22 protein-coding genes are annotated in these 18,514 nt (G+C 42.1%); 14 read left to right on the plus strand and 8 right to left on the minus strand.

What is annotated here, in order from left to right:
- The first annotated feature begins 72 nt into the window (after window positions 1-72).
- Window positions 73-1,011 (plus strand): alpha/beta fold hydrolase, encoded by a 939-nt coding sequence (locus tag HWQ41_RS15685; protein WP_292764368.1) that lies wholly within the window; start codon window positions 73-75, stop codon window positions 1,009-1,011.
- Window positions 1,012-1,042: 31 nt separating this feature from the next.
- Here HWQ41_RS15685 and HWQ41_RS15690 read toward each other — a convergent pair whose 3' ends face one another.
- The 3 genes from HWQ41_RS15690 to HWQ41_RS15700 form a co-directional block, all read right to left on the minus strand.
- Window positions 1,043-1,693, minus strand: coding sequence for a sigma-70 family RNA polymerase sigma factor (locus tag HWQ41_RS15690; RefSeq protein WP_292764370.1), 651 nt, complete (start codon window positions 1,691-1,693; stop codon window positions 1,043-1,045).
- 170 nt (window positions 1,694-1,863) lie between these two features.
- Window positions 1,864-3,243, minus strand: coding sequence for a DUF2330 domain-containing protein (locus HWQ41_RS15695; RefSeq protein WP_292764372.1), 1,380 nt, complete (start codon window positions 3,241-3,243; stop codon window positions 1,864-1,866).
- Window positions 3,244-3,278: 35 nt separating this feature from the next.
- Window positions 3,279-4,172, minus strand: a complete 894-nt coding sequence (locus tag HWQ41_RS15700; RefSeq protein ID WP_292764375.1) for an RnfABCDGE type electron transport complex subunit D — start codon at window positions 4,170-4,172, stop codon at window positions 3,279-3,281.
- 140 nt (window positions 4,173-4,312) lie between these two features.
- Between HWQ41_RS15700 and HWQ41_RS15705 the strand changes: the two genes are divergently transcribed.
- The 3 genes from HWQ41_RS15705 (at window position 4,313) to HWQ41_RS15715 (ending at window position 5,815) form a co-directional block, all read left to right on the plus strand.
- Window positions 4,313-4,786 (plus strand): hypothetical protein, encoded by a 474-nt coding sequence (locus HWQ41_RS15705; protein WP_292764378.1) that lies wholly within the window; start codon window positions 4,313-4,315, stop codon window positions 4,784-4,786.
- An 83-nt stretch (window positions 4,787-4,869) separates the two neighbouring features.
- On the plus strand, window positions 4,870-5,547 hold the full coding sequence (locus HWQ41_RS15710; RefSeq protein ID WP_292764381.1) for a polysaccharide deacetylase family protein: 678 nt from the start codon (window positions 4,870-4,872) through the stop codon (window positions 5,545-5,547).
- 100 nt (window positions 5,548-5,647) lie between these two features.
- Window positions 5,648-5,815 carry a hypothetical protein gene (locus tag HWQ41_RS15715; RefSeq protein ID WP_292764384.1) on the plus strand — a complete coding sequence of 56 codons (168 nt, stop codon included), beginning with the start codon at window positions 5,648-5,650 and terminating at the stop codon, window positions 5,813-5,815.
- 86 nt (window positions 5,816-5,901) lie between these two features.
- On the opposite strand, the gene HWQ41_RS15720 is transcribed toward HWQ41_RS15715, so the two are convergent.
- Entirely contained in the window at window positions 5,902-6,318 is a 417-nt protein-coding gene (locus HWQ41_RS15720) for a hypothetical protein (protein ID WP_292764388.1), read from the minus strand.
- 326 nt (window positions 6,319-6,644) lie between these two features.
- On the opposite strand from HWQ41_RS15720, the gene HWQ41_RS15725 reads away from it, so the two are divergent.
- The gene (locus HWQ41_RS15725) at window positions 6,645-7,556 is read left to right on the plus strand and encodes a HipA-like protein (protein ID WP_292764390.1); all 912 of its coding nucleotides are present in this window, start codon (window positions 6,645-6,647) and stop codon (window positions 7,554-7,556) included.
- Entirely contained in the window at window positions 7,553-8,317 is a 765-nt protein-coding gene (locus HWQ41_RS15730; RefSeq protein ID WP_292764393.1) for an HIRAN domain-containing protein, read from the plus strand. The genes HWQ41_RS15725 and HWQ41_RS15730 overlap by 4 nt, the downstream gene beginning before the upstream one ends.
- Here the strand turns inward: HWQ41_RS15730 and HWQ41_RS15735 are convergent.
- Window positions 8,314-9,291 (minus strand): carbohydrate kinase, encoded by a 978-nt coding sequence (locus tag HWQ41_RS15735; protein ID WP_292764396.1) that lies wholly within the window; start codon window positions 9,289-9,291, stop codon window positions 8,314-8,316. The two genes, HWQ41_RS15730 and HWQ41_RS15735, sit on opposite strands and share 4 nt — an antisense overlap.
- A gap of 361 nt (window positions 9,292-9,652) precedes the next feature.
- Here HWQ41_RS15735 and HWQ41_RS15740 point away from each other — a divergent pair, with 361 nt between their 5' ends.
- From HWQ41_RS15740 to rfbB, 5 genes are all read left to right on the plus strand, one after another.
- Complete coding sequence (locus HWQ41_RS15740; RefSeq protein ID WP_292764399.1) at window positions 9,653-9,916, plus strand: helix-turn-helix transcriptional regulator; 264 nt, start codon at window positions 9,653-9,655, stop codon at window positions 9,914-9,916.
- A gap of 338 nt (window positions 9,917-10,254) precedes the next feature.
- A complete protein-coding gene (locus tag HWQ41_RS15745; protein ID WP_292764403.1) occupies window positions 10,255-10,437 on the plus strand; it encodes a hypothetical protein in 183 nt (60 codons plus the stop codon).
- Window positions 10,434-11,135: a DUF6391 domain-containing protein gene (locus HWQ41_RS15750; RefSeq protein WP_292764406.1), complete on the plus strand. Its 702-nt coding sequence runs from the start codon at window positions 10,434-10,436 to the stop codon at window positions 11,133-11,135. The genes HWQ41_RS15745 and HWQ41_RS15750 overlap by 4 nt, the downstream gene beginning before the upstream one ends.
- Before the next feature lie 78 nt (window positions 11,136-11,213).
- Entirely contained in the window at window positions 11,214-12,212 is a 999-nt protein-coding gene (locus HWQ41_RS15755; RefSeq protein WP_292764409.1) for a glycosyltransferase, read from the plus strand.
- Between the two features lie 49 nt (window positions 12,213-12,261).
- The gene (gene rfbB / locus HWQ41_RS15760) at window positions 12,262-13,323 is read left to right on the plus strand and encodes a dTDP-glucose 4,6-dehydratase (RefSeq protein ID WP_292764412.1); all 1,062 of its coding nucleotides are present in this window, start codon (window positions 12,262-12,264) and stop codon (window positions 13,321-13,323) included.
- On the opposite strand, the gene HWQ41_RS15765 is transcribed toward rfbB, so the two are convergent.
- On the minus strand, window positions 13,250-14,719 hold the full coding sequence (locus tag HWQ41_RS15765) for an addiction module antidote protein (protein ID WP_292764415.1): 1,470 nt from the start codon (window positions 14,717-14,719) through the stop codon (window positions 13,250-13,252). The two genes, rfbB and HWQ41_RS15765, sit on opposite strands and share 74 nt — an antisense overlap.
- Complete coding sequence (locus tag HWQ41_RS15770; protein ID WP_292764417.1) at window positions 14,706-15,050, minus strand: type II toxin-antitoxin system RelE/ParE family toxin; 345 nt, start codon at window positions 15,048-15,050, stop codon at window positions 14,706-14,708. Before HWQ41_RS15770 ends, HWQ41_RS15765 begins: the two co-directional genes overlap by 14 nt.
- A 184-nt stretch (window positions 15,051-15,234) precedes the next feature.
- On the opposite strand from HWQ41_RS15770, the gene HWQ41_RS15775 reads away from it, so the two are divergent.
- Complete coding sequence (locus HWQ41_RS15775) at window positions 15,235-16,428, plus strand: serine/threonine-protein kinase (protein ID WP_292764420.1); 1,194 nt, start codon at window positions 15,235-15,237, stop codon at window positions 16,426-16,428.
- A gap of 142 nt (window positions 16,429-16,570) precedes the next feature.
- Here the strand turns inward: HWQ41_RS15775 and HWQ41_RS15780 are convergent, their stop codons facing one another.
- Complete coding sequence (locus tag HWQ41_RS15780) at window positions 16,571-16,771, minus strand: hypothetical protein (RefSeq protein ID WP_292764423.1); 201 nt, start codon at window positions 16,769-16,771, stop codon at window positions 16,571-16,573.
- Window positions 16,772-16,789: 18 nt separating this feature from the next.
- On the opposite strand from HWQ41_RS15780, the gene HWQ41_RS15785 reads away from it, so the two are divergent.
- Both HWQ41_RS15785 and HWQ41_RS15790 read left to right on the plus strand, forming a co-directional pair.
- Window positions 16,790-17,416, plus strand: a complete 627-nt coding sequence (locus HWQ41_RS15785; protein WP_292764425.1) for a type I restriction enzyme HsdR N-terminal domain-containing protein — start codon at window positions 16,790-16,792, stop codon at window positions 17,414-17,416.
- A 168-nt stretch (window positions 17,417-17,584) separates the two neighbouring features.
- The gene (locus tag HWQ41_RS15790; protein WP_292764427.1) at window positions 17,585-17,950 is read left to right on the plus strand and encodes a hypothetical protein; all 366 of its coding nucleotides are present in this window, start codon (window positions 17,585-17,587) and stop codon (window positions 17,948-17,950) included.
- The last annotated feature ends 564 nt before the right edge of the window (window positions 17,951-18,514 follow it).

Consider the following 18,514-nt stretch of genomic DNA (forward strand, 5'->3'; position numbering starts at 1 on the left):
CCCTGCTCCCCCTGCTTCCCACTCCCCACCTAGCCTACAATTATTAAAAGCTACTTAACATTTCTTTTGATTATGCAGCCAAGTACAGCCCCCTCTACAAACCCAACTCCTGGTAAATATTGGCAGTGGCGAGGGCACAACGTTTACTACGTGCGTGCGGGAGAAAAACAATCGCAACGTCCGCCCTTGCTTTTGGTACATGGATTTGGTGCTTCTACAGACCACTGGCGCAAGAATATCACAGGATTGTGTCAAGATTTTGAAGTATTTGCGATCGACCTTTTGGGATTTGGGCGATCGGCAAAACCGAAATTGCAGTATAGTGGCGACTTGTGGCGCGACCAACTTGATGATTTTATCAGTGAAGTAATTGGTCAAAAAGCAGTATTGGCAGGTAATTCCCTTGGTGGCTATGCTGGCTTGTGTGTTGCAGCACAGCGTCCCGACAGTGCGGCTGGTTTAGTTTTACTCAATAGTGCAGGGCCTTTTAGCGAAAGCCAGCCTACATCTGAGCCTGAAGCTTTACAATCAGAAATTCAGCCACCTAAACAAACCTCTTCTTTACAGAAACTTCTGGGTGACGGTGTTAAGTGGATTCTTCAACAACCTTTAGCCCAGTTTTTGTTATTTCAATACGTGCGACAACGTTGGGTGATTCGCCAAACTCTAGAAAAAGTTTATCTTGACAAGAGTGCGATTACAGACCAATTGGTAGAAGAAATTTATCGCCCTGCTTACGATGCTGGTGCAATGGAAGTATTTGTGTCAGTCTTTAGCACTCCTCAAGGGGAAAAAGTTGATGTGCTACTAAAGCAATTAAATTGTCCTTTATTGATGTTGTGGGGAGAAGCTGACCCTTGGATGAATGCTAGAGAACGTTCCCAAAAATTTCGTCAATATTATCCTGAACTCACAGAACATTTCTTAACAGCCGGTCATTGTCCCCATGATGAAGTACCCGATAGAGTCAACCAACTTTTAGGCGATTGGGTTTTGTCTATTACCAAGTGAATAAGCTTTAGACATCTCCAAACGGGGAGTGTCAAAACAATCCCTCCAATTCAGCGAATTTACGCAAACGTGGTAAACACTGACGCTGATAAAAACTGCTTAATGTCGGAATTGACAGCCCAAATTCCTCAGATAATTCTCTCCAGCTAACTTCCGGGGGTAGGCGTTTGAGAATTAACACCTGACAATTCACATCTGGACGCCCTTTAATGTAAGTACCGCGCAGTTCTCCTTTAGAATCTGTCTTAACCCATATCTCCAAGTCTTCTAGAATGGGAGGTGCTTGGGGAATAGCTGGGAGGTTATCTACAGGATCAATGGTGTCACTTATTCCACCCGATGTAGACTGACGAACCCGAAGAGGGACTTTTGTGGCTTGTTCCCGTTTCTGGTTAATGTAAAAGTCTTGTAGTCTCCGTTTTAGATAAGCATTCAGCCAGGTGATGATACTGCCATAGGTGGGGTCATAGATTTGACCTGTCAAACCTTCACAAACATTGCGGCAGAAATACAACCAAGTTTGTTGTAGTGCATCTTGATAGTAGGGAGTACTTTCCCTCCAGAGTCTACTTGCTGTCAAGCGAATAATTTGCGTGAGCAGCTTCTGACGCTGAGGACTTCCAGATGGGTGTCCACAGGCTTCGGTAACTAAGCGGCGTAGCTGTTCATCGAATTGAACCATGACAATCTTGGGGCAGAAAGCAAGAATATCTTAGTATTGCGTATAACAAGTCCCTAAAAAATACCTTTCGTCAAGATGTTGGCGAGTGGGGAATGGGGAATGGGGATTTTGAGTCTTTGAACTGGATGAACAAGTCTCTAATTTTCCCTACTCCCTACTCGCCACTCCCCTCAATATAATCCCAGCCAGGACATGAAATTTTCCCACCAAGAATATCTCAGATTACCTACACTCAGCTTCATTTTGTTGCGAATGTCTTGAATATTCCAGTTGGTTAGTTTAGCCAGAGTTTGCGCCTCTTGTTCAAAACGCTTGGGCAAAGACCGCTTATATTCTCTACCCGCCTGACACTTGAGTTCCCCTTGGAACGGATGTTGCAAAACATAACGCCCTTGGAAAGATTCACTGTTGGCAGTTTGTTGGAACATCAGGTCTTCAGGGAATTTGTCGCGGGTGTAGCGGACATGCAACCGGGAGATGAAGACATTACTACTAGGAGAGGAACGACGAAAGCTGGGGGGTACTGGCACATTACTTGGAGAATTATCATCTAGCCAAAATACGCCTGCTTGCTTGAGTTCCTCTTGGGTTAGGGGATCAGCAGAACAGGGATCGCAACTACTCATGTCCCAAGCGTATTCCAAAAAACCAACTTTCCTGTCTTCTTTGGTGTAGACAGTTTGAAACATGGATTTGTAGAATTCACCAAATTCATCTTTGACAAACAAGGGAATGTTTGCGTCGGAGGGGATTTTCACTGTCCGGTAGTTAGTGATTTCTGCCTGTCCTTGGGGTGAAAGGATGTAGACAATCAAATCCTGCTCTGTCGTCGCATTGATCATGCCCAAACGAATTGGCAGCATGAATTTAGGTGATTGGTAGGAAATTTGTAGCGGACGGAGGAACTGGTAGCCAGATTTCTCGAATTTATCTAAGTTGACTTTGGCAACAAAGAATTTCATTGAGGAGCGAATATAAGGCTGAAGTAACTGTTTTGCTCCTCTAGGGATTTTGTAGCCATTGCGTTTGAGCCAAGTTTCTAGTCCGCCAGATTCTTTAGCGCTGAGGATCAAAATGTCGTATTCGCCGACGTTAAAACGTGCTTCGATTGTCACACCCAAACTGCGATCGCCCCTGGCACTTCCCGCCTCACTTCTCGCTGCTGCTGGCGCTGGTGCTGAATCGACCCGATCGGTATTACCTGTTGGGGCACAAGGATCTGGGTCAAAATATTCTACCAATCGCGGCGCACTAAAAGCATCCAAGCGCTGGATAATCTTGGGTTCAACCACACGAACTTGCTCTTTTTGCAGCACCGTTGGCACAGGTATTACTATTGCAAAATCTTTGACCTCACCTTGAAAGTCGTTTGCCATTGTCATGACAGTGCGATCATCATCCCGCGCTATCACCACCTGAGAAGCTTTGTTATACAGCTTTGTATCAGCTTTGGCTACATAAAATCCACAAAATGCCCAAGCTACCGGTGCAAAGCACAAAACAGCTACAATTACCAATAATAATGGCGTTAAAAGTCGAAAAAACTTCATTTTATACCTCTACTTTTTTAGTGCTGAGTTAAGAGTTAAGAGTTAGGAGTTAAGAGTTTTCCCTCATCTCCAGTCTTTTTCTTCTCTACGAGACGCTGCGCGAACAATTTTGAATTTTGAATTTTGAATTTTGAATTGATTTCTCCCTCTTGCCAAGAAAATCGCGGGGCTAACCAAAGAACATCTATCAGAATGGTCAACGGTGCAAGGACAAACAGCGCCCAGAAGACTGCTGTGGAAACAAAGAAATAATTTCGCAGGATAAAAGTTAATCCGGCGATGCACACTGCCCAAACTACACGCCCAATTCGGGAATTGGGGATCGATCGCGGATCTGTAATCATAAATAGGGCGAACAGCAGCAAAGACCCGCTCATCAATCGGTGCCAGTAAACATCCCAAGTCCAACCCAGCCAGAGATTGCGAATCGCTTCCAGCAAGGAGTAAGCACCCAAAAAAGCTGCTGTGGTATCCCAGCGACCAACGCGTTGCAAAATCATGCCGCCAGTGCCGACAAATAATAGCGCATACCACCACTCTTCACCCCATTGTCCCGGCGAAACCCAAGCATCGGGGGTCAGAATCAAGGCAGATATGATGCCAAAATTGGCGGGATTAAAGAAATGCTTATCACCGACTTGGAAGATAAATTTGCTAGCGATCGCAATTGCTGCGGCTATTGCCATTGTCGTCCAATGATCAGCCCGCAACAGCAGGCTTAATCCTAAAGATGTAATTAAAGCACTGCGAAGATTGGGGATTTGTTCTTTGCCTGTTACCCATGACAATATCCATTGGGTTGCAAGACTGGTGGCGATCGCTACCCCAATTAACTCTGGTCGCAGCGTCCAGTCTCGTGTACCGATTCCCAAGACTAGGAACAAGCCCAGAAATAGAATTTGATAATCTCGTATATCTTTGAGCAACATTACCCTTTCATTCAGGGATTCCCCGTAGATTTGTCATCAATCTAGACGAGTGCTAACTCAAATAATGTTGGTGTTACAGATTTTGTTACAAAATAGAGCAGTAAATCTAAAAACCCTCAAGGATAAAGTCAGAGATAGAAATGTATTCAGGGTATGGGAGTAGAACGCAGAGAGGCTTGGTGTTAGCTTTGTTTTTGCCAGAGGAAAAAGCGAGCAATAAGTTCAACATGTATCTCGTGGCGATCACCCGTACTTCGACGTTGCACGGAGTTTCGAGTTCTGAAGTGCAAGTGCCGAGTTCTAAGCACGGAGTTTCGTGTTCTGAGGTGCAAGTGCCGAGTTCCAAGCACGGAGTTTCGTGTTCTGAGGTGGAAGTGCCGAGTTCTAAGCACGGAGTTTCGTGTTCTGAGGTGGAAGTGCCGAGTTCCAAGCACAAAGTTTCGTGTTCTGAAGTAGAAGCAGAGCTATTTCATTCTCATCTAGACCGCCTCAGAATGAATTCTGAGTCTAATAGCGAAAGTTGTCTTAAGACGACTGAGAAGCTGCGGAAAGATATCCTGTGCTTCCTTGCCCCTCCTGTGGCGATCGCTTGCCAAGGCATCCAATTTGGTTAGAATATTAAGGCATTGTATTGGGGTGCGATCGCAGTTTCCTAAGCAACACCTACAAAAAGTTGTCAGCAGCAGATAAACGCAAAATGCAACTAGCTCCCCTGTTCCCCATTTTCTACCGCATTCTCCAGCCCAGTTTTCCCAACTGCCTTTGGGCTGGAAATCTCGATTCTAAAGCGATCGCACTCACATTCGATGATGGGCCCCATCCTCAATACACACCCGAAGTCTTGGCAGTATTAGACCGCTACAACATTACTGCGAGTTTTTTTTGGTTGGGTGTTTGCGTCAACCGTTCACCAGCGATCGCTAAAGCTGTTAGCGATCGCGGCCACTGGATCGGATTGCATGGCTACGATCATCGCTCTTTTCCGATGCTTTCCCCAAATGACCTGAAGGAGAGTTTAGAAAAAACCCAAACTGCCATCTACAATGCCTGCAATCTGCAACCTGAACAAGTGCGAGATGTTCGCCCCCCCAATGGTTTATTTACACCTGCGACTTTAAAATTGTTCTTTCAGTGGAATTACCGCCCAGTTATGTGGAGTGTTGTCCCAGAAGATTGGGTGCGGCCAGGTATCACCACCGTAGTAGAGCGAGTTATGCAGCAGGTCAAAAATGGTTCGCTGATTGTTTTGCATGATGGTGCTTACGGTGGAGAAGATGTTGCTGCCATAATTCAAATTCTGATTCCGCAACTGCTACAACAAGGCTATGAGTTTGTGACTGTTGATACTCTGTGGCAGCAAATTAAGACCAACTAAAGTAAAGTTAGCGATCGCCAATTTTAATTATTGGATAGCGATGGCTGCGCCAACGCCAAGGGCGATCGCACCAAGCTAGTTTACCTCAAAGGTTTTTTTGATGTCATTTAAAAATGGCTGCAAGAGCCTCACAATTCAGTTTATAACCAAAAAACTTCTCAATAGTCAGTTTTATACTCTTGAGGAGCCAGCTAATGCTATGTATGTAGATGTTTCCGAGCCGCCTCAAGTATTTGTGGAAAATATCAGAACGGCTTTAGGGATTTAGTTAACTTAGTAAAATACATTCTAAAAATACCAAATTCTGTGAGGACTACAGGCTTTGGTATTACTAAGATCGAGAAAGTTGAACAACTATTGTCCAATACCTATCCAGTTAATGTACCATCTATATTGGTTAGCAAGGGCAGGACTTATAGTGGCATTATCGGAGAAGCGAACATAAACACGAAAACCTATTGGTGTTGGGTAATAAATTGCTGACCCTCCAGTAGTCTGCCAGTGATAACCATCACCACCTATAGATGTAACGTATTTTGGAGTAGAGGTAAAATTTGCTCCACTAGTATCTACATCAACATAAATTCCGTTAGTGTAAGGTTGCCAATTTGTAGCACCCGGTGTTGTAGAACCAGCAGCAATTTTTGTGATACCAACAATACTAGTATTACTTGTCTGAGCTTGAGCTACAGTAGACTGTACTAGTGGAAAACATAATACTGTTGTAGCAAACAAAGTTAAAGTAGATGCAATAAACTGTTTTGTCTTCATTAGCCTTAAGTCCTTTTCTTACACTAGACATCTCCAAAATAGTAATATTCTCTGGTAAAAGAACATTAGGATAAGTTTTTTGACACAAAAATATCAAGCACTCTTTGAGCAGTCTAATATGCTGTTACTAAGTATATACGTAAAAGAGCAGTTTACACCTAAATTTTTGTAAACGTATAATTAAGTTAATAAATGCAGGCGTATGGTTATGAGTTTGTGACTGTTGATACTCTGTGGCAGCAAGCTAAGGCTAACCATTGACTGTTACACATTTTAAAAATAGGTGAAGTTAATAATTTGCTCTAAATCAGGCTTTCCCATAAATTATGCCAGAGCAGTTTCCGATCATTGACGTTCCCCTAGATGCCCCGGAGGCTGATGAAGATTTGGGAACCAAAGAAAAGTTCTGGTTTCGCCATCAGTATTTAGGTCGTTGCCTATTCAAGAAAGCTAGACCAAACACAGGAGAAGATTGGGCAGAGAAGATTGCAGCCCAGTTGAGCGAATTACTTGGGCTACCCCACGCTGATTATGAACTGGCGGTATACAATGGCAAAAATGGTATTGTTTCACCCTCATTTTTGCCGCATCCAGAAGTTGCAATTCTCATCCTTGGTAATGAAATTATGGCTCGGATAGTATCCGATTATCCACAAGATTCTAAAGACTTATCCCAACACACAATAGACAATGTATTCAATGCAATCGGAGATGCTTTAGTCAATTTGCCTATCAATTGGACACCACCAGAGGGAATTAGTCATCCGACAGAAACTTTTGTTGGGTATTTACTTTTAGATGCTTGGATTGGGAATAGCGATCGACACCATGAAAATTGGGCATTCATCAGTTTGGAAGAGAAGATTTATTTAGCACCAACCTATGACCATGCCTCCTGTCTTGGTAGGAACGAGTCTGATTCTAAAAGGAAAAGTAGGCTAATCACAAAAGACACTGGCTTTTCTGTCCAAGCGTATGTGGAAAAATGCAATTCTGCGTTGTATGCTAGAGTTGGCGATCAAAAAACTCTCAAGACTTTTAATGCATTTTGTGAAGCGCAAAAACGGTATCCAGATGCAGCGAGGGTATGGTTGAATAATTTAGCAAGGGTGTCAAGCAATGATACGTTAAAGCTTTTTGAGCGTATTCCATCTAATCGCATATCGCAAACAGCAATTGAATTTGCACAGAAGATATTGGAATTAAATCAAAGTAAGCTGCTGGACACCCTAGTATGAAAACACTTTTTTTAGCTTGGCAAGATCCTAATAGTCGTGTTTGGCTTCCCATTGGTCGCTTAACATTTGACGGAAAAAAATATCAATTTGTATATACGCAAGGTGCTGTAAAAGCTCAAACTGAACATAATTTTCAGCTATTGTATTCCTTCCCAGACTTAAACAAAGAATACACATCAGTTGAACTGTTCCCCTTGTTTTCTAATCGATTAATGCGACGCTCTCGCCCTGACTACAAAAATTATATTGAATCGCTAAATATTCCCGAAGGTGAAGACGATCCAGTTAGCATTCTTTCTCGGAGTGGTGGACGCAAGGTAACAGATTATTTTGAAGTTTTCCCATGCCCACAACCAGATGAGAATGGTTTATACCACATCCATTTTTTTGCACATGGACTGCGACACCTTCCTCCTGGTGCAACTGAACGGATTAATCAATTACAAACAGGTGAACTCTTATATTTAGCGAACGAATTTCAAAACCCCTATGACCCGCGTGCATTGCTATTATGCACTGAAGATCATTACATCGTAGGTTATTGCCCTCGGTATATTGTGGATGATGTTTTTAAACTCAAGAACAAAAATTCAGAACTTCTAAAAGTAAAAGTTGAGCGCGTTAACCCAGTACCGACACCTCTCCAACTGCGTTTATTGTGCAATATGACCGCAGAATGGCATGAAGATTTTCGTCCATTTTCTAGTCGGGAGTATCAGCCTTTGGTAGCTGATATCCCAGTAATTTATGCTAGTTCCTAGAGTTGATGTGCGGCTAGAAAAGCTTCGACTTCAGCAGCAGTAGGTTGAGAAGCGATCGCACCTGCTTTAATGGTAGTCAGCGCTCCAACAGCACTAGCATAGGTGACAATGCGTTTTGCTGTTTCTGCATCCCGCAAGCTGTGGATACCATATTGACTCAGTTGGTGGATGAATCCTGCCAAAAAGCTATCCCCTGCACCAGTTGTATCAACTACGGGGATAGAAAACGAGGGTAATTTGCCTTCATTCTCACCCAGACAGTAGGTGCAACCGTTTTCCCCATCTGTTACTAGCACTCCCTCAATTGAAGCCAGACGGTAAGTAATGGCTCCGGGATCTGCGGTTTCAAATAGCCATTCAGCTTCTTCTTTGGAGAGTTTGAGGAAATCGACTCGCTTAAATAATTCTGGAATTTTTTGATGAGCGATGTTTGGCTCATCCCAAAATACAGGACGCCAGTTGACATCCAGCACAATCTTCAGGTCGTAATGTTCTGCTAACTCTAAGGCGCGGTGAATTGCCTCTTCACTTTCAGGATAAGCTAATTCCAAAGTACCCAAAACCAGAAAATCTGCCTCTTGAAACAGCGAATTTGGCAATTGTTTAGCTTGCAGGTGAGTATCGGCAAATTCTGAGCTATCATACCGACCAAATCCGGCGAAGGTGCGATCGCCAGCCAGATCCCGTGTAACATAAACTTGCCGCGTTGGTGCTGTGGGATGGCGTTGTACCCCCGTCGTCTCTACACCTACATCTTGTAATAGTTTGACCAGTGCATTCCCTGGTTCATCTTCGCCAACCGCTCCGATAAAACCGGCTGATGTCCCCAGCTTGACTAAAGCACAGGCTACATTAGCTGGTGCCCCTCCTGGGTAGGGAGTCCAAGATTTCACTTCTTCCAGCTTTAGCCCCAATTGATCGGCTAAACAATCAAACAAAATTTCACCAAGGCACAAAACACGGGGATTGCTCATCTCATTTTCAATTTTAGATTTCGATTTGGGATTAGGAATTTACAGTATAAAATCTACAATGATTTTTGCTAATCTGTCGCCAGTCCTTCATAGAATTAAATAGCAATTTTAACTACTCCATAACATGTATATGCTTCTAATACCTCCAAAAGTATCTCAGTGAATAAACTATGATTTTATCAAAGTGCTTGTAATATTTTATACTTAAAATTTCATAAATTATATTTCTAGCAACTTGAAATCCAAATAAAATATTGACAATAGTATTACTGCTAACACTTGAAACCCCTACCAACAAAAGAATCCTCTAGAATTAGAAAGAGCGATTAAGTACATATACCAACAGAGGATAGAAATAGTCATGGCTGGTGGCAAGTCTGAGACCCCCGTTAGTCTATCAGACAGAGAACTGCAAATTATCGACTTAGTGGCCACTGGCTTAACTAACCAAGAGATTGCAGGAAAACTGGAGATTAGCAAGCGTACAGTTGATAACCATATCAGTAATATTCTCACCAAAACTGAGACAGAAAATCGAGTAGCTCTTGTCCGCTGGGCTTTACAGTGGGGCAAAGTCTGTTTGAATGATGTCAATTGTTGTCTTCTGCCTAACCAGATCGAATAAACAATTTACTAGTAGCAAGGTAATTGCTCTGGTTTGGTATATTCAAGAGCCAATGAATGAGGTTTACTGATTGTTCCCCTCCTCACGCCTAAGTTTTCAGTGTGAACACTCTACCAAAAGTTCCGAGTCCTTCACTCAGCCGGAGTTTATGTTAGTGGAGCCAGCTGACCCTCGGACTCGGAAACTATAAAGATCAGAATTCCTTTCCAAATTCAGCAGAACAGATGTAGGACTTACGCATCAGCAACGAAAAATTAAGGGTTTGAGCAGGGCATTAGGGACTGGGGGCTTTTAAGAAGCAGGGAGCAGGGGGAGCAGAGGGTAATAATTAATAACCAATGCCCAATGCCCAATGCCCAATGCCCAATGCCCAATGCCCAATACCCAATACCCAATGCCCAATACCCAATGCCCAAACTCAACAATCATCCACAAAAATTAGTAACAATTCAGTGGCGCAAGCGTTACATTTGAAAGAAATCTATGTTGCTCCATCGGCTTGGAGAGCAGTGTTCCAATGAATACTTCTACTTCTTTTCAGGGTGGCTCGTTTCACTTTGAATTTTTTAACTTTGATTTTACCTCACCTGTATCTGAGAAAGTTCCGACCCCAGAATACCGACCTTTAGACTTTCCGCAACCCACACAAGATGCCGACTTACTCAGGCAGCTATCGTTTATTCCAGGGTTGAAAGAAATTTTGATGCTGCGGCAGGTTCACGCTTTAGAACACGCTACTGTTTGGGTTCTTAGCGAATCAAAAAGTGCCTATCCTGCCAAAGGAGAACCCACTAACATTCAACTAGATAACGAACTATTAGGCGGTTTGTCTACTGAGCAGGGATTCTACCTCTATGGTGAGGTAAATATTAGTGATTTGCGGCGTGCGGTCACACTTGCTCGACACCGCCTCACCAGTGGAGAATGGGATTTGGCTGTACATCCGCGTTGCGGCACAAATTTATCAGTAGCAATGCTCTTAACAGCTGGACTAGCTGTCGGTGTGCATCTGTTACTACCATTTCGACCAATAGAGCAACTTATAGGTTTAGGGTTCGCCGCGACGACAGCCGCTGAACTCGCACCTGATTTAGGTTCTATGGCCCAGCGTTACCTAACGACTGCTATTCCTTTTAACCTAGCAATTGAAAATATTACCCGTACACGCGATGTTTGGGGGCGTGAGGCACATTTTGTTAAAGTGGGCTGGCAAGATTGAAGAGACTTCAGAGAATGAGGGGGGAAACAATTCAAAATTCAAAATTACTCCCCCATTCCCCATTCCCCTAATAAAATTATGAGAAAACTTTACTTCTTACTCCCCGGTACAGATGGCAAATTTGCTTGTGGTGGTCTTTGGGCAGAACTAAAAGCATTTAATTTAGTTCAGCATATTTGTAGTGCTGATGTTGTAACTTACCGTCAACGGGAAAAAGATCAGCTTTTTATCGATGATTTGCTAAAAGAGAAAAATTTAAGTGATGTAATTTTTGTGATCAGTTGGGGATTTGATATAGCTCAACTTGTGGCTAAACTTAAGCAATACAATGTTGTTTACCATGCACATAGCGCAGGTTATCCATTTAGACTACCTGCGAGTATTCCGATCATCACTGTTAGCCGCTATACAATGGGATATTGGGGAGAAAAATCACCCAATTCTCTGATTTATTATTTGCCCAATCAAATTTCTGATGAGTTTCAAAATTTAGGTCTGAAACGGGATATTGATGTTTTAGTTCAGGCTCGGAAATCTTCTGAGTATTTAATTAAAGAATTAATTCCAGCCTTGCAAAAACGTTGTAAAGTATTGGTTGTTGACTCTTATGTAGAGGATTTACCTGGACTATTCAACCGAGCTAAGGTTTATCTCTATGATTCGGCTGAGTACTGGGCACAACAGGGTGTTAGTGAAGGATTTGGTCTGCAACCAATGGAAGCTCTTGCCTGTGGTTGTCAAGTATTTTCTAGTGTCAACGGTGGACTGGCAGATTACTTAGATCCGGGGTTTAATTGTTATAAAATTGCTGGATATTCACAAGAATATGATGTCCAACGTATTATGAAGGTAATTAATTCTTCAGTAGCAGTTAGCTTGTCTGAAGAGTTTTTAGTTGAGCATCGGACTGAAAATATTATTAAGCGTTTTCAAGTTATTCTGGATGAGTTAAATGAGTTTTTTGACCACAAAATCCAGCAGCCGTCTAATATTAAGAGTTTGACGAGAATACGTATGGCAAAATTACTCGCTCAGAGGATATACGGTAAGTTGAGAAAAAAATATTTTAAGCAATAGAAACGAACCACAGAGGCGCAGAGAACACAGAGAGAAGAGAGGAAATTGAATGAGTCGGCGGTTATTAGTTACGGGGGGTGCGGGGTTTATTGGGGCGAATTTTGTGCATCATTGGTGTCAGGTTTATCCAGATGATCGGGTGGTGGTATTGGATGCTCTTACTTACGCGGGGAATCGTCTGAATTTGGCGCTGGTTGAGGGAGGAGATAATTTTCGGTTTGTGCAGGGGGATATTTGCGATCGCACCATTATAGATCAGTTACTAGCAACCGAAAATATTGATGCGATCGCCCATTTTGCCGCTGAATCTCATGTTGATCGTTCGATTCTTGGGCCAGCTGCTTTTGTGCAAACTAATGTGGTGGGAACTTTCACGCTGCTGGAAGCTTTTCGCCAACATTGGCAGGCAAAAGCACAGCCATCTGATTATCGTTTCCTGCACGTTTCGACTGATGAAGTCTACGGTAGTCTGGGCACAGATGACGCAGCTTTTTGTGAAACTACACCCTACGCTCCCAATAGTCCCTATTCAGCTTCAAAAGCTGGGAGTGATCATTTAGTGCGTGCTTATTATCATACTTATAAACTTCCAACCATTATCACAAATTGCTCTAATAATTACGGCCCTTATCAGTTTCCCGAAAAGCTAATTCCCCTGATGTGTATCAACACTTTGATAGGTAAACCATTACCTGTTTATGGCGATGGTAAAAATGTGCGGGATTGGCTTTATGTGGGCGATCATTGTCATGCTCTGGATGTGGTAATTAATCATGGTCAACCAGGGGAAACATACAATATTGGTGGCAATAATGAGGTAGAAAATATCAACCTCGTGCAACTTTTGTGTCAAATGATGGATGAATTAGCACCTGATTTACCAGTCCGTCCAGCAAAGCAGTTGATTACCTTTGTCAAGGATAGACAAGGACATGATCAAAGATATGCAATTAATGCAAAGAAAATTAAAACTCAGCTTGGTTGGACGCCTTCAGTAACAATTGCTGAGGGTTTACGTTTAACTGTTGAATGGTATCTCAATCATCGTGATTGGTGGGAACCTCTGCTGTCTGCGGAATATCAAGCTTACTATCACAAAAATTATCTGTAGAATGGCCTAAAATGGTGCTAACTCTAACCAGTAACGGTCTCAAATTTTTATGGGGAACTAATTTGTCATAATGTAAGCGACCAATAATTATGCCTGGATGTCTATTTTGATTTTGAGCAAATTCTTCAATCGCTTCACGAGAAAAGACTTTTTTACTGCTGATAATAAATTCATTTAATGTCTGAGAATTTATTAACCAGTTAGCGGCTTTTTCATTAGCTTCTTTTTCTTCCTCATTTTCTTCTAACGTATCCAAGTTATCTAAATAAGCTCCTTGATGTCCTAAAACAATATGTGCTAACTCATGCATGAGGGTGAACCAGAATGAATCTATCCGGTCATATCTCAATGTCAACGCGATAATGGGATTGCTGTTTAAATATAAGGCTGCACCATCCAAATAGGTTTTGCTTAAATGCGGCACAATTAGAAAATGTACACCTAAATCTGCTAGCAATTTAGGAATCCGCACGATACTTTCTACTTGTTTAGCACAAGCAAGAATTTCAGGGATAGCAATCTCTAGTTTTTTGCGTTCAAAACTAGCAACGGTTTGTTGTTTCGCTAGGTTCTCAACTCGTTTTACCCAAGTTATGCGAGAAGTTGCCTCTGGCTCTCGATACTCGGAACAACGGAAATTAACATTTAGTTGGAGTATTTCATCTAAGGAAGATATGCCGAAAAAATTACAGATTTGCCGTTCTAAGTCATCAATCGAATCTGCTGCTTGAATCCACTTATTTTTGATTAGTTCAGAGATGGGGGCAATTGTATACAATCGGCTTTTACGAGCTATATCTTGCTCCTTTTTTTCTTTTCCTACTAGATGAAGTCGATACTTTACTTCAAGATTTGTCCAAAACTCTGGAGAAGTACCCAAGGCTTGAGAGAGTTCGATAGCTGTTTCAGGTGTAATTTGCTGGCTTCCGTGAATAATTTCATTCATGGTTTGAACTGGACGCCCCATAATTTCTGCTAAATCTTTCTGTGTCCAGCCGCGAGCTTCTAATTCTCGACTTAAAATTTTTCCTGGTGTTGGTACTTTTGCTGGTGCTAGCTTCTGGCTCATATTGCTGTCTCCCCTGCTGCCTTGGTTAGTGGTAGTCGGGGTGAGACAATATCCGAGCGCCTTCATGATGGAATTCACGTTTTCAAGGCGCGGGTTGCCATTACTGGATAAGGCTTTTTGCAATCCCCGGCGTGTCATGCCTGTTTGCTCGGCTATCTCACTAATTCCCCGTACACGCGCAACGACGCGCAAGGATGCCAACAACGCGCCGGAATCGTTGTCTTCTGCATATTCCTGAAATATCTCGGTCAAATAATCGTCGATTTCTTCCGGGTGCTTACGGAAGTACTCTTCTTCAAATTCATCAAGTGTTCTAAATTTTCTCACCGCTTAGGTACTCCTTCCAGTAAGCTTTTGCGTCTTTGATGTCCTGATTCTGTGTGCTTTTGTCGCCTCCACACAGTACGACAACAATATTTTCAGCATCTTCACCGAAATAGACGCGATAACCAGAACCAAAGAACATTCGCAACTCGCTCAAACCATCTCCTATAGGCGCAACATCGCCATAATTGCCTTGTTCAAGGCGGCGTAAGCGTTGCAGGATGTGTCGTTTTCCTTGTTGGTCGCGTAAATTATCCATCCACTCTGCAAACGGCTCGTAACCGTCTTGATTCGCATAGATGATAATCTCTTTTGGTTGTGCTTCTTTGGCCACCTTCAATCTCTACTTTTATTTATAACAGATGCAAACTATAATTCGCACTATTTTTCTAGAGAACCCCAAAGTTGGAATCTTCAACTACTTTCAATAAATTATCAGGCTCTCACAGTTTCTGTAGATAATGACTATCCTTGAATATAAGGGAATCACATCAAAGTAAATTGCCAGCAGGTGTAAGATGCTGCAAGCAGAACAGATATTACAAGATCGTTATCAAATTCAACGCCAACTCGGTAACAATGGAATTCGTCAAACTTGGCAAGCATTGGATTTACAAGCCTCTGATGGCGAAAATTCGACCGTTGTGGTCAAACTTTTGGCCTTTGGCGGTACTGTGCAGTGGGATGATTTGAAACTTTTTGAGAGGGAAGCACAAATTCTTAAACAGCTAAATCATCCCCGCATTCCCCGATATATAGATTATTTTTGTATCGACGATCGCACACTCTGGTTTGCCTTAATACAAGAATATATCCCTGGTGAGTCGCTCAAGGAAAAACTTGCTGTTGGCAAAAGGTTTACTGAAAAGCGAGCGAGAAAAATTGCTGTTGAGATTTTAAATATTCTCACCTATCTACATGAGTTGAATCCAGGGGTGTTACATAGAGATATAAAACCGAGTAATTTAATCTGGGGTGAAGATAATCGGATTTATTTAGTTGATTTTGGCGCAGTTCAGGATAAAGCGGCAAGAGAGGGCGTTACTTTTACCGTTGTAGGTACTTATGGTTATGCGCCAATGGAACAATTTGGTGGTCGCGCGGTTGCGGCTTCAGACCTCTATGCACTGGGTGCGACTTTGATTCATTTGTTAACTGGGACTTCCCCAGCTGATTTACCACAGCAGGATTTGCGACTGCAATTTACAGACCGAGTTAATCTCAGTCCCAGTTTTGTTAGTTGGTTACAAAAGTTGATAGAACCTGCTCCAGAACAAAGATTTAGTAGTGCTAGCCAAGCGCTAAATGCTCTCAAATCTGGTTTGACTGTCAAATCTGCAAACAGGAATCAGCTTTTACCGCTAAAAGAAATAATCAACAATTCGGGATGCGGGATAAATAATCAGAATGAAACAGTCCCAGAGGAAATTCTCGGTTGGAATTGGGGCGCATTTCTGATGCCTTGGTTGTGGATGTGGCCGAATCAAACTTGGTATGGACTATTCTGTTTTATACCCCAAGTTGGTTGTTTAATGGCGATCGCACTTGGTGCTAAAGGCAATGAATGGGCTTGGAAAAGTAGACGGTGGCGCAGTATTGAACAATTCAAAGCGCATCAAAGAGGCTGGGCGATCGCTGGGATTCTAATTGGAGCGCCTATTAGTATTATGCTGTGGGTCGGCGCGATCGCTTTGCTCAAATCTGCACTGTAAGGCAGTCTTTTGGGTAAATATCAACCGAGGGTTTTTTAGGCAGATTAAGTATAAGAGGATGTTTGAAAAGATTGGGCGAATAGAATTCGCTACTACACAAAGCTTAGTCCACCTCCGTGGACTAGGAAAAAATCAAGAGTTTTTAACCTGCGGAGGCAGGTTTTGTCTGTATAGCCAAGCCAGTGCGTTGGGGAGGCAGTGCGTTGGGCGGCTCCGCCGACTTGAAGCAACTGCCGTCGGCTCCGCCGACTTGAAGCAACTGCCGTCGGCTCCGCCGACTTGAAGCATCTGGCGTGCGACTTCTAGTCGCCAGGGCTAGTAATAAATTAGACTTTTCAAACAAGCTCTAAAGGTTTAACAAATGGTTCAAATTCTTCAAGGAAAAGATATCACCCTCGCCCAACTTATTGATGAATTTGATCTACAACTTGCAAACGACGAACATTTTTTTTCAGAGTGGCAGGATGATTTACCTGAGTTGAGTGACTTAGAAAAGCAATCTCTTAACGAAGTCAAGACAGAATATTTGCATCTATCGAAATATCCTATTTTGGAACCTGTAGTTAAAATGGTGGTGCTATCTCCACTATTACGTTTAGCAGGTTTCTATCAACCGCCTTTCTACATCGCGTCGGAACAAGAAGTCAGAATTTCTTCTGAAGACGAAGGCACAATTATCAGAGGACGTATTGACATCTTGGTGTTGCATCCTCCATTTTGGGTTTTGGTTATTGAGGCAAAACGAGCAGAATATTCTTTAGTGCCAGCAATTCCACAAGCATTGGCTTATATGTTGGCAGATGCAACTTCAGCTAAACCTGTTTTTGGCTTTATCACCAATGGTAATGAATTTAGATTTATTAAGTTGACGAAACAGGGTACACCGAGATATGCATTATCTTACACACTGTCACTGAATCGTGGAGATGACCTACATACTGTTGTCAAAGTGTTAAAGCACCTAGCTCATTTAATTCGTAATTCGTAATCTTGTTGGGTGCGTTAGCCAAGGGCATAACGCACCATCCTAATACTTTCGCTAACAGACCCTATGAAAGTTTCATCACCAAGCGATTTATTATTAAATTGTTTAGCTGTAGATAATCAATAATGTTTTAAACTTGTAAAAATTTTATCGTCATAAATAATTGATATTATGCAAGCTCATTTTTCCGATCACTGGATATTAAAACTTCTCATAGTATTAACTACAACAAGTTTTTTGGGAGGAGTATTTGCTGGAATAGCTACTTTAATTATCACAAGGAAAAACAATTTTCCTATTGAAATATTTAGACTATTAATTGGGGCTATAGCAGGGTATGAAGCTCTAGTAATTTGGGACATTTTTTATCTTAAAGACAAGAATTTAAATGAGATACTTGAAGTAATTATTTCTCATAATCAAAATTTTCTTCATTATTTACCTATGGGTATATTGACTATATTTAATGCAATAGGTGCAATAGGTGCAAGTATAGCTATATTTATGATGAGAAAGGTATTTCGCTGGCGTTCATAAATTACTGAACTAAGTAGGTGGGCGTAAATAAAGTTAACTGGTGAGGGTCGTCATTTGTCATTCGTCATTGGTAAGGGTTTTAGGCGTGTTTACTTTTAGTAACATAGTTTGGTTTATTCCCACCTACCTACTTATAGCAATTCTATTTGATTTGTGAAAATCACAAGACTCAGATCCCCGACTTCTTAGAGAAGTCGGGGATCTCGTTGTTCACGAATGATTTAGGATTGCTATATAATCCAATACGGTTCGCTTAAGCCCAAAAAATAAAAATGTGTAGTTAAGGAACGAAACCTGACTTTTCAGGGGTTTGTTGGGTAACGCATTGCCTCAACCCAACCTACAAATATTCTTAACTACACAAAACCTGTCCCTCTCCATTCGTGAGAGGTTAAGGTCAGACATCATTTGTCAATAAGCAATAGTACCTAAAATAATGCTGAAAATCGGGGTCAGAAACACAATTTTTGAGCAGGCGATGCCTACGGTGGGCTACGCCTACGCATAATCTTGATAGCCATTATTTATTCTTGACCCATTATTTCAGTACTAGAGTTAACTTAA

It is taken from the genome of Nostoc sp. NOS(2021) (assembly GCF_017115025.1).
GTDB lineage: Bacteria > Cyanobacteriota > Cyanobacteriia > Cyanobacteriales > Nostocaceae > Nostoc.